This window comes from Novosphingobium sp. G106 (assembly GCF_019075875.1).
Classification (GTDB): Bacteria; Pseudomonadota; Alphaproteobacteria; order Sphingomonadales; family Sphingomonadaceae; genus Novosphingobium.
Map to the genome: position 1 here is coordinate 3,322,373 of NZ_JAHOOZ010000001.1, position 15,059 is coordinate 3,337,431.

Here is a 15,059-nt window from a genome sequence, read left to right on the forward strand (position 1 = left end):
GCTTGCGCGACGGATTTGTGAAGCCCCGGAAATGCCCGCACCACCTTGGCTGAATATCTTCGAAAGTCCCGGGAACACGGAACCAAATCAGCGCCGCCGCCGTTAAGCGGGCAAAGGAATTTCGCCATGCTTTTCGCGCTTCTTCTGTTCGGCTGTGCCGATGACGGCAGTCAGTGCGAACGCCTTGCCACGACACCGAAGCACTATGAGGCCAAGCTGCTCTGCGAGGCCGATGCCGACATGGCGTTGCAAAGCGACATCGCCCTCAGCGCCGACTACCCGTCGGTGGAAGCGCGCTGCTTGCCGGTGAGCAGCGACGCCAGCGTGGCGCGGAGTTCGGGCGATCCGACCGAGGGCGAGGCCGTCGCCTCGATCCGGCTGGCAGTCGCCCAGCGCGATGGTCAGCCGCGACCGCGGTAGGAGGCGACGCCCTGGTCGGGCACCCAGAGCCCTTCGGGCGGCGCGCCGGACTGCCAGAACACGTCGATCGGGATGCCCCCGCGCGGATACCAGTAGCCGCCGATGCGCAGCCATTGCGGCGCCATTTCGCCGAACAGCCGCTGGCCAATGCCGACGGTGACGTCTTCATGGAAGCCGCAGTGGTTACGGAACGAGCCGAGGAACAGCTTGAGGCTCTTCGATTCGACGATCGTCGCGCCGGGCGCATAGTCGATGACGAGATGGGCGAAATCGGGCTGGCCGGTGACCGGGCAGAGCGAAGTAAATTCGGGCGCGGCGAAGCGCACGAGGTACTGCGAACCGGAGCGCGGATTGGGCACATAGTCGAGCACCGCCGCTTCGGGCGAGGCCGGCAGGGCGCTCTGCTGGCCCAGATGCAACGGGGCGCCGGGCGGAGTCGAAGATGTATCGCTCATCGCCGCCTCTTGCCGTCATCGCGCGCCGCGCACAAGTCGGCGGCAAGACCGGATAGGGTTCACACGGGGTTCACGCGGGCGGACGATGGTTTGGCTCAGGGCATGAAACGCACACCGGACAGATCGACACGGCGGCCTTTGGCGGGGCGATGGGCGCTGATCGCGGCGCTGCTGGCGCTCGCCAGTTCGGCGAAGGCCCAATCGGTGCAGGACTACCGCCTGCCGCCCGCCCCCTTGCCGACCGCCACCGCGGCCGGACCGGTCGATAGCGACCACCCCGTCGCTGCGCCGTCGAAGAACACCCCGGCGCCCGAGCCAACCGTCGCGCCTCCGATCGTCGTCCCGCCTGCTCCCGCAGCGGCTACACCCACGGTCCGGCCGAGCACCGCAGCCGCGCCGCGCGTGGCTCCCTCGCCGCGGGCCGAAGCGCAAGCCGCGCCCAGCTCGACACCGACGGCCGTTCCGCTGCCCAAGGTCGAACCGGCGGCCGTGCCGACTGCTGTCGCGACCGAGCCCGCGGCTGCACCTTCGACGGCCCCTGTGCCCGCCATGGCGGCGCCAGAGGAGAATGAGCACTGGCTATGGATCGCCATCGCTGCCGCGCTGGTCCTGATGCTCGGCGGACTGTTGCGCTGGCGACATCGTGCCCGCGGTAGTGAAGCGGTCGAATACGAGCCCACCGCCGATCTCGAGCCCGCGCCCAGCCCGCCCGCATCGCTCACGCACCCGCCGTCCCGCCGCGAACCGCCGCCGGCGGCGCCCTCCACCGCGCCTCCACCACCACGCGCACAGTTGCGCCCGCTCGAGATGCAACTCGAGGCGCGCCATCTCAGTCGTGCGATGGTCAATGCGACGCTGGCCTACCGGCTGACGCTGACCAACCAGTCGGATGCCTCGAGCGGCCCGTTGCGCATCGCCGGCGACATCGTCTCGGCGCATGCTTCGCTCTCGGCCGCAGAGCAGCTCGCGCCGGGCGAAGCCGCCCTAGCGGCGATCCATGAGGTTCCCGCACTGGCTCCGGGCGAATCGGTGACGCTCAGCGGCGAACTGCGGATGCCGATCGCCAGCATTCTGCCGATCAACAGCGGCGGATCCCGCGTCTTCGTGCCGCTCGCGCGGTTTCGCGCCGAAACGCCCGAAAGCGCCACGACGCGCGTCTTCGTCATCGGGCAGGCGAGCGAGCAACCCGGCGGGGCGCTGCGTCCCTTCCCGCTCGATCGCGGACCCGGCGTCGATCGCGCGCTCGATCAGCGCGAACTCGAGATGCCGGCATGATTGGGCCTCGACCTCTTCCGATCAGCGGGTTAGGCATTATGCCAGGGCGGTGAGGTAGTGATGGACAGTCTGGTTTCGACTGCATGGCTCGCCCATGAGATGGGCGCAAGCGATCTGCGGATCGTCGATGCCAGCTATCACCTGCCCGACGCCCGGCGCGACGCGCGCGGGGAATACGAAGCGGGGCATATCCCGGGCGCCGTCTTCCTCGATCTCGCCGAACTGGTCGATCCCGATTCGCCGATCGACAACACGCTGCCCCCGGCGGACAAATTCGCCAGCCGCATGCAAAGCCTGGGGCTCGGCGACGGCAGCCGGATCGTTCTCTACGACGACAGCGCAATCAAGACTTCAGCGCGTGCCTGGTACATGCTGAGCCGCGTGTTCGGTGCTCACAACGTGGCGATCCTCGACGGCGGCCTGGCCAAGTGGAAGGCCGAGGAGCGCGAAATTTCCACAGGCCAGCCGGCCCTGCGCGAACGCCACTTCACCGCCTGGTCGGACACGGCGAGCCTGCGCAGCAAAGCCGATGTTATCGCTTTGCTGGAAAGTGGCGGCGAGCAGCTGGTCGATGCGCGCGGCGCCCCGCGCTTCACCGGCGAGGAGCGCGAGACCCGCGCCGGCGTCGAATCCGGGCACATACCGGGTTCGCGCAACGTCCCGTACAAGGCGCTCTATGCGCCCGACGGCACGTTCAAGGACAAGGCCGCGCTGCGGGCCGTGTTCGAGGAAGCAGGCGTAGATCTCGACCGGCCGCTGGTCACCACCTGCGGCAGCGGCATGACCGCCTGCGCGCTGGCCTTCGCGCTGCACCTGATCGGCAAGCAGGACGTCGCGCTCTACGACGGCAGCTGGAGCGAATGGGGTTCGGACCCCGAGACGCCCAAGGTCCTTGGGCCGGCCTAGTCCGGGCGCCCTGCCCCCTTTCCTTCCGAATGCCGTGCGGGCATTGTCGCGCCGATGGCCAAGACCCCGACCGACAAGCAGAACCCCGCGACCAAACTCGTCACCGCCGGGCGACGACCCGAGTGGACTGGCGCCGTGGTCAATCCGCCCGTGTGGCGGGCCTCGACGCATCTCTATCCGGACATGGCCGCGCACAAGGACGGACCCAGGCGCAACGAGGACGGCCGCTTCTTCTACGGCCGCCGCGGCGGGCCGACGCAGTGGGCGCTGGCCGATGCGCTGACCGAGATCGAGCCCGGCGCGGCAGGGACGATGCTCTACCCTTCGGGCGTCGCGGCGCTGGCCGGTACGCTGCTCACAGTGCTGCGGCCGGGCGACGTGCTGCTGATGACTGACAATGCCTATGACCCCACCCGGGTCATGGGCATGAACCTGCTCAAGGATTTCGGCGTCGAGACACGCTTCTTCGATCCGCTCGACGTCGCGGCCTTCGAAGCCATGATCTGCGAGCGCAGCCGCGCGGTTCTGCTCGAAGCCCCGGGCAGCCTGACGATGGAAGTTCAGGACGTGCCCGCGCTCACCACGATTGCCCGCAGCCGCGGCATGATCTCGGTGATCGACAACACCTGGGCGAGCCCGCTCGGCTTCCCGGCGCTGGAGCGCGGCGTCGACATCTCGGTCATGTCGCTGACCAAGCATGTCGGCGGCCATTCGGACGTCATGATGGGCAGCGCTTCGGCCGGAACCGAGCTTTACGCCAGGCTGCGCCGCACGGCGCAGGCACTCGGCCAAGTGGTCTCGCCCGACGACGCGGCGCTGGTCCTGCGCGGCCTGCGGACGATGGGAGTCCGGCTGAAACAGGAAACCTCAAGTGCGCTTGAGATTGCCAGTTGGCTCCAGTCGCGGCCCGAAGTGGCGGGGGTTTTGTGCCCCATGCTGCCGGGTTCGCCGGGCCACGAAATATGGCAGCGCGACTTCCTCGGCGGCTGCGGCCTGTTCAGCTTCGTCCTCAAGGGCGGCGACGCGGACGGCCGCGCGCGCTTCATCGACGCCCTGCAATTGTTCGGTATCGGCTACAGCTTCGGCGGCTTCGAAAGCCTGGTCGTGCCGGTCGACCCTGCGCCGCTTCGCGCGGCTACGCCCTGGCCTTCCGCCGGCATGAACCCCGCCGACCGGTTCGGCGTGCGCCTGTCGATCGGGCTCGAGGACCCGGCCGATCTCATCGCCGACCTCGACCAGGCCTTCGCCGAAATGGGCAAGCCGTGAAGCTGGAGCAGAGCCGCCTGCACGATGGGTTTGCCGAAGTGCTGCAGCAGCTCGATTCGATCGGTTTCGACGTCGGCAATTCGCGCATATCGATCCTGCGGGCGCTGATCATCGTCGTCGTCATCGTCGGCCTGTTTGTCGTCGGGCGGATTGCCAGCATAGGCGTGCGCCACACCTTCCGCCGGCTGACCCGCTTCGACGTGGCCGAGCGGCTGATCGGCGAGAAGCTGGTCTCGATCGGCGTCTGGATCATCTGCGTCCTCGTCGGCATCGACATCCTCGGCATCGACCTGACCGCGCTGACCGTGTTCTCGGGCGCCTTCGGCCTCGCCATCGGCTTCGGCCTGCAGAAGACCTTCGGCAACTTCATCGCCGGGATCATCCTGCTGATGGACCGCTCGATCAAGCCGGGCGACGTCATCACGGTCAACGACGGGACCACCAACACCGTTGGCCAGGTCAAGAAGATCGGCATGCGCGCGGTCTCGGTGATCACGCGCGACAAGAAGGAATACCTGATCCCCAACGAGAACCTGATGATCAATCAGGTGGAGAACTGGTCCTATTCCAGCCGTGACGTGCGCGTGCACGTGGCGCTGATGGTCTCGCCGACCACCGATCTCGAACTGGCTGAGCGGCTGATGCTCGAAGCCGCGCGCAGCATCGACCGCGTGCTGGCCAGCCCGCCCCCGGCCGCCTGGATCACTGCGTTCACCGGCAACGGCGTTGCCTACGAAATCCGCATCTGGATCGAAGATCCCGAGGAAGGCCTGACCAACGTCCGCTCCGAAGTGCTCAAGCGGACCTGGAAGCTGTTCCAGGAGAACGGGATCACCCTGCCGAACACGAACCAGCGCGAGGTGGGGTTGCGGGATTTGGAGGCGTTAAGGGAGATGGTGGAGGGATTGCGGCGGTGACCAAATGGCTCGTCGGCATTCTCTGGCTTTGCGCGCATCTTCTGGTGGCGATCGCTTTGGTTTTAGCAATCGTCGATGAATTTGAACTAATTGATCAGATGACAATGCCTGCAATATGCGACGACTATATAAAGGGCCGCATTGTGGAGACTTATCCGGTCATCAGCTTTGCGGCCAACTGCTGGGATTGGCGCAACACACTAGGCTTCTTTTCCTTGGGGCTCCTCTTTTCCATCCTCATCCCGTCGCCATTCACCGCCGCTCTGGCGATTCGTGTTCGGAGCAAGCGCAATATCGGCTAACCGCGCGCTCGCCGAATTGCTCTATCGGAAACCCACCTAAAGCTCTCCTACCCCCCAACAATGCAATCTCGCTGGCATGTTGCAGCGCACATCGCCATGTGGCGCTCATGGAAAATTCCCGCGAGCCCAGAGGGACGGTCCACCTCGTCGGCGCCGGTCCCGGCGATCCCGACTTGCTGACGGTGAAAGCCGCGCGGCTGATCGGCTGCGCCAAGGTGATCGTGCATGACGGGCTGGTCGATCCGGCCATACTGGCGCTGGCCCACCCGGCCGCGCAGCTGATCTCGGTCGCCAAGCAGCGCTCGCGCCACACGATGGCGCAGGAAGAGATCAACGCGCTGCTCGTCCGCACGGCGCTGGCCGGGGACGATGTCGTAAGGCTCAAGGGCGGCGATCCGTTCATTTTCGGCCGCGGTGGCGAAGAGGTCGAGGCCTGCAATGCCGCCGGCGTGCCCGTGGAGGTCGTGCCCGGCATCAGCGCCGCCATCGGGGCCGCTGCCGCCGCGCAGATCCCGCTGACCCACCGCGCCTCGGCCTCGATCGTCTCGTTCGTCGCCGGCCAGTGCAAGGGCCTGACCGAGCAGGACTGGTCGGGCCTCGCCGGCAAGGGCCGCACCCTGGTGATCTACATGGGCGTCGCCACCAGCGAGGCGATCGCCGAGAAGCTGATGGCCGACGGCCTCGCGCCCGACGTCCCCGTCGCGGTGATCGAAAAGGCGACGCGCGCCGATATGCGCGTTCTGCGTGGGCCGCTTGCCGGTTTGCCCTCGCTTGTCGCGCGCGAAGCGGTAAAGAGCCCCGCACTCATCGTCATCGGCGAGGTGACGGGGCAATCGGAACAGGAACTGCGGACATTCGCAGCGGAGGTAGAACGGTGAAGATTCTTACGGGCAACGACCTGAAAACGGGAGCTGTCATCTGGTGGGACGGCCAGGGCTGGTCGCTCCACGTCGAGGATGCGGTCGAGGCGGGCGATCACGCCGCCGAGATTCTCGCGCGCGAAGAAGCCGCGCGCCACGTCAATTCGTCCTATGTGGTCGACGCCGAGCAGACGCCCGAAGGCATCCGCCCGAACCACATCAAGGAGCGCATCCGCGCGCTGGGGCCGACCGTGCGCCTCGACCTGTCCCTCAAGCCCGCCGAGCCCGATGCCGGCAACTGGGTGATCTGACATGTACAAGTACGACAGCTATGACCAGGCCATGGTCGACACCCGCGTCGAGGAATTCCGCGACCAGACCCGCCGCCGCATCGACGGCACGCTGGCCGAGGAGCAGTTCCGGCCCCTGCGCCTGCAGAACGGCCTCTACCTTCAGCTCCACGCCTACATGCTGCGCGTAGCCGTTCCTTACGGAACGCTGAGCTCGGCCCAGATGCGCATGCTCGGCGACATCGCCGACAAGTATGACCGCGGCTATGGCCACTTCACCACGCGCCAGAACATCCAGTACAACTGGATCAAGCTGGAAGAGGCGCCGGACATTCTGGCCGACCTCGCGACGGTGGAGATGCATGCCATCCAGACCAGCGGCAACTGCATCCGCAACATCAGTTCCGACCAGTACGCCGGCGCCGCCAAGGACGAGCTGGTCGATCCGCGTCCCTATGCCGAGCTGCTGCGCCAGTGGTCAAGCTTCCACCCCGAATTCCTCGCACTGCCGCGCAAGTTCAAGATCGCGGTGATCGCCAGCGACACCGACCGTGCGGCCATGCGCCTGCACGACATCGGCATCCAGATGATCAAGAACGACAAGGGCGAGATCGGCTGCGCCTTCTACGTCGGCGGCGGCATGGGCCGCACGCCGATGATCGCGCCGCTGATCAACCCCTTCGTGCCGCTCGACCAGCTGATCACCTATTCAGAGGCCTGCCTGCGCGTCTACAACCGCTACGGCCGGCGCGACAACAAGTACAAGGCGCGGATCAAGATCCTGGTCCACGAGATTGGCAAGGCGGAATACACCCGCCAGGTCGAGGAAGAGTTCGCGCACTTGCTGACCCAGGGCATCGAGCCGCCGCTGGCCGAGCTCGAGCGGATAGTCCCCTATTTCGCCGATCCGGCTTTCGAGGCAGGCGTTTCGGATGACCTCGATCTCAGCGATCCCGACTTCGCGCTCTGGGTGAAGAACAACACGATCGCTCACAAGCAGGCCGGCTATGTCATCGCCGTGGTCAGCCTCAAGCCGGTCGGCGGCATCCCCGGTGACGCCAGCGCAGACCAGATCCGCCTGATGGCCGACCTCGCTCGCGACTACTCGTTCGACGAGCTGCGCGTGACCCACGCCCAGAACATCGTCTTCCCGCATGTGAAGAAGGCCGACCTCTACACGCTGTGGCAGAAGCTCGATGCGGCCGAACTGTCGACCGCGAACCTCGACTCGATCGGCGACATCATCGCCTGCCCGGGCCTCGACTACTGCAGCCTGGCCAATGCCCGCTCGATCCCGGTCGCGCAGAAGATCTCCGAGCGGTTCGCCCCGAAGCAGGAGCAGATCGGCGAGCTCAAGCTCAAGATCTCGGGCTGCATCAACGCCTGCGGTCATCACCACGCCGGCCACATCGGCATCCTCGGCGTCGACCGCAAGGGCGTCGAGAACTACCAGCTGCTGCTCGGCGGCTCGGAAGGTGCGGATACGTCGCTCGGCCAGATCACCGGCCCGGGCTTCAGCGAGGACGGCATCGTCGACGCGGTCGAGAAGGCCACCGACGTCTACCTCGCCAACAAGGAAGGCGATGAGCGCTTCCTCGACACCTACCGCCGGATCGGCATGGCGCCGTTCAAGGAAGCTATCTATGGTTGAAGTGCAGTACCGTTTCCGTGACGACGAGCCCGTGGCTGACCCGGCCGTGACCGTCGACGCTTTCGGCGAACAGACCAACGCCGCCGCCGTCCGCCTCGAGACGGGCGACGATGCGCGTGCGCTGCTGCCAGTGCTCGACCGTATCCGGCTCGTCGAAGTCGAATTCCCCGCTTTCACCGATGGCCGCGGCTATTCGGCGGCGCGTATCCTGCGCGAAGCGGGCTATGATGGCGAACTGCGCGCGATCGGTGCGGTCTTCGTCGACCAGCTCGGCCACCTGCGGCGCTGCGGCTTCGACAGTTTCGCCCCCGAAAAGCCGCTCGACCCGGTCGACGCGGAGAATGCTTTCAATCGCTGGACGGACGTCTACCAGGCGACTGCGGACGGACGACAGCCCATCTGGGCAAAGAGGCATGGCTGACATACAAGTGCGCGCCGTAGACCGTATCGACACGGGACCGCGCTTCACCGAGGCGGATGCGATCCGCCTCAACCGCATGTTCCGTGGGACCGACACGATCGAGATGCTGACGAGCGTGCTCAAGAGCGGGCTCGCCGGCGACGTCGCCGTGGTGTCGAGCTTCGGCGCCGAGAGCGCGGTGCTGCTGCACCTGATCTCGCGCGTCGATCCTAATATCCCCGTGCTGTTCCTCGAGACGGGCAAGCATTTCCCCGAAACGCTGGCCTATCGCGACACGCTGATCGAGAAGCTGGGGCTGACCAACGTCATCAACCTGACGCCTGACGAGGCCGATCTGGCCAAGAAGGACGAGAGCGGCCTGCGCTGGTCCTATGACCCAGACGGCTGCTGCGAGATCCGCAAGGTCAAGCCGCTGGCCAAGGCGCTCGCCGGCTACGACGCGACCCTGACCGGGCGCAAGAGCTTCCAGTCCTCGACCCGCGCCAACCTGCCGCGCTTCGAGATCGACAGTTCTGACGCCCAGGGCCGGCTCAAGATCAACCCGCTGATCGACTGGTCGGCCGAGGATCTTGCCGCCTATGTCGAGGAGCATGACCTGCCGGCGCATCCGCTGGTGGCCGAAGGCTATCCCTCGATCGGCTGCTCGCCCTGCACCAGCATTGTCGCGGCGGGCGAAGACCCGCGCGCGGGCCGCTGGCGCGGCTGGGACAAGGTCGAGTGCGGCATCCACGTCCCCGGCCAGCCGGACGACGGTGATGAGGGCGAGCTGCCTCCGGGCTACGATCCGGTGTTCTAGGGGCCGGTGTCCTGAACGGTAGTCCGGGCCCTATTGGCCCGGACCGCCTGAACCTTCGGAGCCGCCCGGCCCGCCGGAGCCGCCGCCCCAACCGCCACCACCCATTCCGCCGCCACCGGCGCCCATGCGGGCGCGCATCTTTTCGCGGAAGGTATCGCGCTCCGCCTTGGTGAGTTGGCCGTCGTGATCGGCGTCCATCATGTCGAAGCGGCTGGCCGCGGCTTCGAGATATTCGGCCTTGGTGATCTTGCCGTCGGCATTGAGGTCCGACCGGCGCAGCATGCGGCCACCGGGGCCCTGCATCGCCGCGTCCTGCTCGTCGCCCGACAGCGTACCGTCGTGGTTCGTGTCGATCGCGTCGAAGCGCTCGCCGGCGGCCTTCGCAGCGTCGGCCTTGGCGACCGTGGCGTCGCCGTAGGGATCGGGCATGGGGCCGCGCGGGCGGCCCGGGCCGCCCATGGGACCGTCCTGAGCCAGGGCAGGTGCGGACAGCGCGATGATCGCGGCCACCCCAAGAAGTGCAAACTTTTTCATCGAGACCCTTTCATCGGCCAAGCGCCATCACGCCGGCCCTGCCTGCTCCCCTGGCCTTTTCTATCTGTCGCGCGGATTTACCGGCAACCGCGACTTGGTCGCCAATTGTCGCAGGCTACTGCTTGCGCACCGTATAGATCATGTTGTTGAGCCCGAAGAGCGCGGTGCGGGCATCGACGAAGTGGAAGTCGATCCAGCCCGCACAGCCGGTTTCCAGCGTGGTGATCGTCGGCAGGTGGAAGCCCAGCGCCGTGGCCTGCGCCGCCGGATTATCGGTCAGCCCGCCCTGGAACAGATAGTCGGGCGCGGCTTCGAGGAAGCGGTAGTGCGGCTTTTGGCACCCCAGCGGCCGGAGGCCGGTGATCCGCGTCTTGGCGAAGGTCAGATTGCTGCCGATCAGCCGGTGCTGCTCCTCGACGCTGAAGCCCGAGTCCGGCTTGGCCCAGGGCGCGACCTGCGCTTCCGTGATCCGCCAGGCGCCAAAGATGTCGGGCGGTGCGGCCTGCGCCGGCGCGGCAAGGGCCAGCGCCAGGAGTGCTGCTGCCCACCGCATGATCATGCCCCCCAACGGGATCGCTCTACCCAGCCGAGCGTCGATCCAGGCGACGACGTCATCGAACACCGCCTCGCGGCCGAGATCGTTGAGCATGTCGTGATAATAGCCCTCGTAGAGCTTGAGCGTCTTATCGGCCGAGCCCACCTGGTCATGGAACTGCTGGCTGCCGTCAGGGCGCGTCGCCTTGTCGGCCGTGCCGTGGATGATGAAGACTGGCAGGGTGATCCGCGGGAACTCGCGGTCAAACCGCTCGCCGGCACGCGCCAGGGCAGCGACGGTGGCAACGGGCTGGACCTCGTCGAGCGTCAAGGGATCGGCCAGGAGCTGGGCCACCCATTCCGGATCGCGCGAGAAGTCCTCCATCTTGAGCTTCAGAACGTGGGCGTGCGGGAAGAAGTGGCTCGCGCCCTCGAGCACCTTGAGCGCGAAGTTCGGCGCATAGACGCGGAGGGCGAAGCTCTCGCAGATCAAGCCGTCGATCCGGTCCTGATAATCGAGCGCATAGCTGACCGAAGTCACCCCGCCCGCACTGTGGCCGAGCAGATAGGTCGGCAGTTCTGGATGGCGCGACTTGGCGTAGTCGATCGCCAGCGACAGGTCGGACACGTAGTCATCCACCGACTCGGCATAGAAGCGCTCGCCTTCCGAGCGCCCACGCCCGCGCAGGTCGAGCGCGGTTACCGCAAAACCGCGCGCCGAAAATTCCTGGCCCGCGCGGATATACTGGCCGCCGTGCGAGTTGACCCCGTGGCAGAGCACGAGGTTTGCCTTGGCCGCGTCGGCGGGATCCCAGTGGCGCGTGAATATCTTGCCGCCCGTGCCCTGAATCCATTGTTCGTCGGCGATAGCGGCGGTCTCGGTCGACATCGGGGCATCTCCTCGAATCGGGAATGCCGCGGAGCTTATGTCCACCGGTGCCTTTGCCGAAACGCTAAGTTGCAAATGACACACAAGAGCCGCAGCTCCGTCAGAGCCAGCCCTGCTCGCGGTACCATTTGGCCGTGGCCTTCATCCCCTCGCGCGTCTCCACCCGCGGGCGCCAGAGCGCGGCGGGAACACGGCCGCCGAGGCTCACCACCCAATCGGGATGGGTCATGTAGCCGACGCGGTCGAGCGTCAGCTTGGCCTTGGCGCCGCGCAGCATGCCGTCGGCCTTGGCGGCCCATTCCATCGTGCGCTTCGACAGGCCGATCACCTTGGGCCGGCGCCCGACCGCCCAGCCGATCATCCGGGCGAGCTCGTAGTGGCTCCAGCCGCCGCGCTTGCCATCGTCGGGCTCGAAACAGTGGTGCGACACGCCCTCGCCGCCCGGGATCAACGCCAGCAGCAGCCGGGCGAGATCATCGGCATGGATCAGCGAGGCGCGGCCGTCCTTGGGCGTCGGGATTACCCCCACTTGGCGGCGCGGAACAGCTCGAACATGTCCTTGTCGTGCGGGCCGTAGACCGCCGGCGGGCGAACGATCGTCCAGTCGAGCCCGCTGGCCTTGACCAGTCGCTCGGCGCGCGCCTTGGACGCGCCATAGGCCGAAAGGCTCGGCTCGCGCGCGGACAGCGAGGAGACGAAAACCAGCCGCTGGACCCCCGCGGCAAGCGCCGCCTCGATCACCGCCAGCGTCCCCGTGACATTGGGCGCCTCGAATTCGGAGGCATGCCGCGCGCTGGTGAGGCCGGCAACGTGGACCACGGCCTCGACGCCCTTGAGCAGCTCGGCCAGCGCCGGGCGGTCGGCAAGGTCGCCGGCAATCCACTCGACACCGTCGCGGCGCTGCTGCGGCTTTCGCGCGAGCGCCTGGACGACCACGCCCTGCGCCCTCGCCTGGTCGATCAGCGCCTGGCCGACGAAGCCGGTGCCTCCCGTGATCGCAATTGTCATAGCAGGATTAGCTGGTCCCGATGCACCACGGCCGAGCGCGGCGCATAGCCGAGGATATCGGCCTGTTCGCTCGAATGGGTGCCGATCAGCCGCGCGCATTCGACGGCATCGTACTCGGACAGGCCATGCGCCAGAATGCGCCCCTCGCCGTCGCGGATGGCGATCGCGTCGCCGCGCTGGAACAGGCCCTCGACCTCGGTGACGCCTTTGGCAAGCAGGCTCGAGCCCTTGGCGAGCGCACCGGCGGCGCCGGCGTCGACGGTCAGGGCACCGCGCAGCCGCAGCCGCCCGCCGAGCCAGGCCTTGCGCGCGCCGGCCTTGCGGCCACGTACGTCCTTCGGCAGGAACAGCGTGCCGATGCCCTCGTCCGTCGCGCGCGCGATCGGCGCCTCATGGATGCCGTTGGCGATGGCCAGCGCAATCCCGGCCAGCCCGGCGATCTCAGCGGCCTGCAGTTTCGACGTCATGCCGCCCGAGCCGAGGCCCGAGCTGGAATCGCCCGAGGCCATGGCGTGGATCTCGGCGGTCACGCCGTGGACTTCGGGCAGGAGCTTGGCGCCCGCTTCCTTGGGATTGCGGTCGTAAAGCCCGTCGACATCGGACAGCAGCAGTACCGCATCGGCGCGCGCCGCCTGGGCGACACGCGAGGCAAGGCGATCGTTGTCGCCGAAGCGGATTTCTTGGGTGGCGACCGAATCGTTCTCGTTGATCACCGGCACCGCGCCGGCATCGAGCAGCCGGGTCAGCGTGGCCGTGGCATTGAGATAGCGGCGACGGTCCTCGAGATCCTCGAGCGTCAGCAGCAGTTGCGCCGCGGTCAGCCCGTGGCGGCCGAGCAGTTCGGCCCAGAGCCCCGACAGCGCGATCTGGCCAACGGCGGCGGCGGCCTGCGCATCGGCGAGGCTGCCGCGTCCGCCCTTGTCCAGGCCCAGGGTGGTCGCGCCCAGCGCAATTGCGCCCGAGGAGACGACGATGACGTCCTGCCCGCGCGCCTTGGCGGCAGCAATCTCGGCCACCAGCCCTTCGAGCCAAGCGCGCCGCGGCCCCTCGCGCGTGACCAGCAGCGACGAGCCGACCTTCACCACCAGGCGCGGGCAGGCCGTCTTGTCGGCAAGGTCGGAAAGGCGGGCGATGGGCATCGGGGGCGACTAATGAATTGTATGAGTAATTAGAACCAATTTCGTCACCCCTGCGAAGGCAGGGGTCCAGATAACCTCTCGGTCGACCGCAAACGTCGCAATAACAAGGAAAGCTAATCTGGGCCCCTGCCTTCGAGGGGTGACTGAGCTTGAGAGCAAAGGATCAGAGCGGCGACCAGGGCGTTTCGTCGAGCTCTTCCTGCTCGCCGTCGGGACGTTCGGTCACCGTCGCGGCGGGCAGGTGATCGATCACCGCGTCGAGCAGCTTGTCCATCCCCTTGCCGGTCGCGCCCGAGATCGGGAAGACCTTCTTGGCGCCTGCCGCCTTCAATTCCTTGGTGAAGGCGGTGACCAGTTCCTTGTCGACGAGGTCGATCTTGTTGAGCGCGATCAACCGCGGCTTGTCCTCAAGGCCGGCGCCGTAAGCCTCGAGCTCCTCCTCGATAATGGCCAGCGCATCGGCGGGATCGGTGCCGTGGATGTCGATCAGGTGGATCAGCACGCGGCAGCGCTCGATATGGCCGAGGAAACGGTCTCCCACGCCCGCGCCTTCGGCGGCGCCGGCGATCAGCCCCGGGATGTCGGCCAGGACGAATTCGCGGTTGCGGTGCGACACCACACCCAGCTGCGGACGCAAGGTGGTGAAGGCGTAGTCGCCGACCTTGGCCTTGGTGTTCGATATCTGGTTGATGAAGGTCGACTTGCCGGCATTGGGCAGGCCGACGAGGCCCGCGTCAGCGAGCAGCTTCAACCGCAGCCAGACGTACATCTCTTCGGCGGGCATGCCCGGCTGGTGCTGGCGCGGCGCGCGGTTGGTCGAGGTCTTGTAGGAGGCGTTGCCACGCCCGCCCATGCCGCCTTCGAGCAGCGTGACGCGCTGGCCCGGCTCGGTCAGATCGGCGAGCACCGTTTCCTGATCGTCGTCGATGACCTGGGTGCCGATCGGAACCTTGATGACAAGGTCCTTGCCCGCAGCTCCGGTGCGGTTCGTGCCGGCCCCGCCACCGCCGCGCTGCGCCTTGAAGTGCTGGGTGTAGCGGAAGTCGATCAGCGTGTTGAGGCCGGGAACCGCCTCGAAGATGATATCGCCGCCCTTGCCGCCGTTGCCGCCGTTGGGCCCGCCGTACTCGACATACTTCTCGCGCCGGAAGGCGACAGCCCCGGCCCCGCCGGCGCCGGCGCGGATGAATATCTTGGCCTGGTCGAGAAAATGCATGGGACTAAATAGCCTGAACGTGGCGACCTTGTCGAACCACGACGGGAAGCGGACCACTCGGGGTTGAAACAATCTGCACTGGTGGAGCCGAGGGGGATCGAACCCCTGACCTCGTCATTGCGAACGACGCGCTCTCCCAGCTGAGCTACGGCCCCGTTCCAGTGCGATTTGCGAGTAGCG

At 67.0% G+C, this 15,059-nt stretch carries 18 protein-coding genes and 1 tRNA gene; 11 read left to right on the forward strand and 8 right to left on the reverse strand.

The features are described 5' to 3' along the window. The first annotated feature begins 126 nt into the window (after window positions 1–126). Complete coding sequence (locus tag KRR38_RS15810; protein ID WP_217403283.1) at window positions 127–420, forward strand: hypothetical protein; 294 nt, start codon at window positions 127–129, stop codon at window positions 418–420. Here the strand turns inward: KRR38_RS15810 and queF are convergent. Beyond that, window positions 402–875: a preQ(1) synthase gene (gene queF, locus KRR38_RS15815; RefSeq protein WP_217403285.1), complete on the reverse strand. Its 474-nt coding sequence runs from the start codon at window positions 873–875 to the stop codon at window positions 402–404. The genes KRR38_RS15810 and queF overlap by 19 nt on opposite strands. 102 nt (window positions 876–977) lie before the next feature. On the opposite strand from queF, the gene KRR38_RS15820 reads away from it, so the two are divergent. The 10 genes from KRR38_RS15820 to KRR38_RS15865 all read left to right on the forward strand — a co-directional run bounded on the left by KRR38_RS15820 (window position 978) and on the right by KRR38_RS15865 (window position 9,559). Continuing rightward, window positions 978–2,150 carry a hypothetical protein gene (locus KRR38_RS15820; protein WP_217403287.1) on the forward strand — a complete coding sequence of 391 codons (1,173 nt, stop codon included), beginning with the start codon at window positions 978–980 and terminating at the stop codon, window positions 2,148–2,150. Between the two features lie 60 nt (window positions 2,151–2,210). Further along, complete coding sequence (sseA, locus tag KRR38_RS15825) at window positions 2,211–3,056, forward strand: 3-mercaptopyruvate sulfurtransferase (RefSeq protein WP_217403289.1); 846 nt, start codon at window positions 2,211–2,213, stop codon at window positions 3,054–3,056. Between the two features lie 54 nt (window positions 3,057–3,110). Continuing rightward, entirely contained in the window at window positions 3,111–4,322 is a 1,212-nt protein-coding gene (metC, locus tag KRR38_RS15830) for a cystathionine beta-lyase (RefSeq protein WP_217403291.1), read from the forward strand. Further along, a complete protein-coding gene (locus KRR38_RS15835) occupies window positions 4,319–5,239 on the forward strand; it encodes a mechanosensitive ion channel family protein (RefSeq protein WP_217403306.1) in 921 nt (306 codons plus the stop codon). The genes metC and KRR38_RS15835 overlap by 4 nt, the downstream gene beginning before the upstream one ends. Then, window positions 5,236–5,541, forward strand: coding sequence for a hypothetical protein (locus KRR38_RS15840; protein WP_217403308.1), 306 nt, complete (start codon window positions 5,236–5,238; stop codon window positions 5,539–5,541). Before KRR38_RS15835 ends, KRR38_RS15840 begins: the two co-directional genes overlap by 4 nt. Before the next feature lie 107 nt (window positions 5,542–5,648). Then, window positions 5,649–6,419, forward strand: coding sequence for a uroporphyrinogen-III C-methyltransferase (cobA, locus tag KRR38_RS15845; RefSeq protein ID WP_217403310.1), 771 nt, complete (start codon window positions 5,649–5,651; stop codon window positions 6,417–6,419). Next, window positions 6,416–6,712: a DUF2849 domain-containing protein gene (locus KRR38_RS15850; RefSeq protein ID WP_217403317.1), complete on the forward strand. Its 297-nt coding sequence runs from the start codon at window positions 6,416–6,418 to the stop codon at window positions 6,710–6,712. The genes cobA and KRR38_RS15850 overlap by 4 nt, the downstream gene beginning before the upstream one ends. Window position 6,713: 1 nt before the next feature. Then, the gene (locus KRR38_RS15855) at window positions 6,714–8,342 is read left to right on the forward strand and encodes a nitrite/sulfite reductase (RefSeq protein ID WP_217403319.1); all 1,629 of its coding nucleotides are present in this window, start codon (window positions 6,714–6,716) and stop codon (window positions 8,340–8,342) included. Further along, entirely contained in the window at window positions 8,335–8,763 is a 429-nt protein-coding gene (locus KRR38_RS15860; protein ID WP_217403321.1) for a DUF934 domain-containing protein, read from the forward strand. Before KRR38_RS15855 ends, KRR38_RS15860 begins: the two co-directional genes overlap by 8 nt. Then, window positions 8,756–9,559 (forward strand): phosphoadenylyl-sulfate reductase, encoded by an 804-nt coding sequence (locus KRR38_RS15865; RefSeq protein ID WP_217403323.1) that lies wholly within the window; start codon window positions 8,756–8,758, stop codon window positions 9,557–9,559. The genes KRR38_RS15860 and KRR38_RS15865 overlap by 8 nt, the downstream gene beginning before the upstream one ends. A gap of 30 nt (window positions 9,560–9,589) precedes the next feature. On the opposite strand, the gene KRR38_RS15870 is transcribed toward KRR38_RS15865, so the two are convergent. The 7 genes from KRR38_RS15870 to KRR38_RS15895 form a co-directional block, all read right to left on the reverse strand. Beyond that, window positions 9,590–10,093, reverse strand: coding sequence for an EF-hand domain-containing protein (locus KRR38_RS15870; RefSeq protein WP_217403325.1), 504 nt, complete (start codon window positions 10,091–10,093; stop codon window positions 9,590–9,592). Between the two features lie 115 nt (window positions 10,094–10,208). Next, complete coding sequence (locus tag KRR38_RS15875; RefSeq protein WP_217403327.1) at window positions 10,209–11,516, reverse strand: alpha/beta hydrolase; 1,308 nt, start codon at window positions 11,514–11,516, stop codon at window positions 10,209–10,211. 100 nt (window positions 11,517–11,616) lie between these two features. Next, window positions 11,617–12,045 (reverse strand): hypothetical protein, encoded by a 429-nt coding sequence (locus tag KRR38_RS37385; protein WP_309141063.1) that lies wholly within the window; start codon window positions 12,043–12,045, stop codon window positions 11,617–11,619. Then, window positions 12,036–12,524, reverse strand: coding sequence for an NAD(P)H-binding protein (locus tag KRR38_RS37390; RefSeq protein ID WP_309141064.1), 489 nt, complete (start codon window positions 12,522–12,524; stop codon window positions 12,036–12,038). The genes KRR38_RS37385 and KRR38_RS37390 overlap by 10 nt, the downstream gene beginning before the upstream one ends. Next, entirely contained in the window at window positions 12,521–13,663 is a 1,143-nt protein-coding gene (gene proB / locus KRR38_RS15885; protein ID WP_217403335.1) for a glutamate 5-kinase, read from the reverse strand. Before proB ends, KRR38_RS37390 begins: the two co-directional genes overlap by 4 nt. 163 nt (window positions 13,664–13,826) lie before the next feature. Further along, entirely contained in the window at window positions 13,827–14,879 is a 1,053-nt protein-coding gene (gene obgE, locus KRR38_RS15890) for a GTPase ObgE (protein ID WP_217403343.1), read from the reverse strand. 79 nt (window positions 14,880–14,958) lie between these two features. Further along, window positions 14,959–15,034 (reverse strand) — tRNA-Ala (locus tag KRR38_RS15895). Window positions 15,035–15,059: the final 25 nt, after the last annotated feature.

Coding starts and splice junctions, on each gene's coding strand:
- KRR38_RS15860 (WP_217403321.1), top strand. CDS start 8,335: ATGGTTGAAGTGCAGTACCGTTTCCGTGACGACGAGCCCGTGGCTGAC.
- KRR38_RS15875 (WP_217403327.1), bottom strand. CDS start 11,516: ATGTCGACCGAGACCGCCGCTATCGCCGACGAACAATGGATTCAGGGC.
- obgE (WP_217403343.1), bottom strand. CDS start 14,879: ATGCATTTTCTCGACCAGGCCAAGATATTCATCCGCGCCGGCGCCGGC.
- KRR38_RS15810 (WP_217403283.1), top strand. CDS start 127: ATGCTTTTCGCGCTTCTTCTGTTCGGCTGTGCCGATGACGGCAGTCAG.
- KRR38_RS15820 (WP_217403287.1), top strand. CDS start 978: ATGAAACGCACACCGGACAGATCGACACGGCGGCCTTTGGCGGGGCGA.
- cobA (WP_217403310.1), top strand. CDS start 5,649: ATGGAAAATTCCCGCGAGCCCAGAGGGACGGTCCACCTCGTCGGCGCC.
- KRR38_RS15870 (WP_217403325.1), bottom strand. CDS start 10,093: ATGAAAAAGTTTGCACTTCTTGGGGTGGCCGCGATCATCGCGCTGTCC.
- proB (WP_217403335.1), bottom strand. CDS start 13,663: ATGCCCATCGCCCGCCTTTCCGACCTTGCCGACAAGACGGCCTGCCCG.
- sseA (WP_217403289.1), top strand. CDS start 2,211: ATGGACAGTCTGGTTTCGACTGCATGGCTCGCCCATGAGATGGGCGCA.
- KRR38_RS15855 (WP_217403319.1), top strand. CDS start 6,714: ATGTACAAGTACGACAGCTATGACCAGGCCATGGTCGACACCCGCGTC.
- KRR38_RS15865 (WP_217403323.1), top strand. CDS start 8,756: ATGGCTGACATACAAGTGCGCGCCGTAGACCGTATCGACACGGGACCG.
- queF (WP_217403285.1), bottom strand. CDS start 875: ATGAGCGATACATCTTCGACTCCGCCCGGCGCCCCGTTGCATCTGGGC.
- metC (WP_217403291.1), top strand. CDS start 3,111: ATGGCCAAGACCCCGACCGACAAGCAGAACCCCGCGACCAAACTCGTC.
- KRR38_RS37390 (WP_309141064.1), bottom strand. CDS start 12,524: ATGACAATTGCGATCACGGGAGGCACCGGCTTCGTCGGCCAGGCGCTG.